Raw genomic sequence first — 917 nt, 5'->3', positions numbered from 1 at the left:
TCTTTTGAATGGACTGTAATCGTATCGGTTAGGCTTTGCCCTTCACCAAGCTGGTCAATTGCAGTGCCACGCGTTGTTGCTACGCCACCAATAGCGGCTCTATGTCCGGCATCGGCGTGATAATGCCATGTACCATCATTTTGTAAAATCAGATCTCCATAGGTACCGTGATAGTCGTACCCATTGCTGCCTTGGCGTTCAAATCCTGACTCGCCTACATCGGGGTCTGTGATGGTCAGCTTGCCATCCGCATAGAGTGTTGTATTGCCAAGTGTGGCTATGCCAGGTTGGGCATAATCGGGAGACATGTTAACGCCAGCGGTATTCTCGGTTATTGAACCAGTATCAACGCCAGCAATAGTGGCCACATTGTTGCTACCATTTATGGTCACCATTATTTGATGTGTTGTGCCATCCGCGGAATGCACGGTAATGCTATCGGTGGTGGTTTTACCTTGACCTAATGCTTGTACCGTTGGGTTTTTGTTATCTAAATCGTAAGTCCAATCGCCGTTATCTTTAAGATGCAGGGTGCCTAATTGACCTGCGATATCGGTATTCGAGAAGTGGGCTTCACCTTTGTCTGTATCGGTGATGGTGAGTGTGCCCGAGGTTTGCAGTTGTGACTCTTCCGTTACCGCACCGGTATTGGTGCCTGCAATAACAGCAGTATCATTAGTACCATTTACAGTAATGGTAACTTGATGTTGCGTGCCATCGGCAGAGTGAACGGTGATAGTGTCCGTCGCCGTTTTGCCTTGCGCTAATGCTTGCACGGTCGGATTTTGATTGTCTAAATCGTAACTCCAATCGCCGTTATCTTTAAGATGTAGGGTACCTAATGAACCAACAATGTCTGTATTCGAGAAGTGATCTTCGCCTTTATCGGTATCTGTAATAGTCAGAGTCCCAGACGT

1 protein-coding gene is annotated in these 917 nt (G+C 47.2%); it reads right to left on the bottom strand.

What is annotated here, in order from left to right; translation table 11 throughout:
• A partial coding sequence (locus F0229_RS21660) for a VCBS domain-containing protein (RefSeq protein ID WP_216606200.1) occupies positions 1-917 on the bottom strand: 917 nt, incomplete at both ends.

This window comes from Vibrio sp. AIC-3 (assembly GCF_013114515.1).
Taxonomy (GTDB): domain Bacteria; phylum Pseudomonadota; class Gammaproteobacteria; order Enterobacterales; family Vibrionaceae; genus Vibrio; species Vibrio crassostreae_C.
Note: the sequence above shows the minus strand (reverse complement) of the source record. Positions and strands in the feature narration are given on the sequence as shown.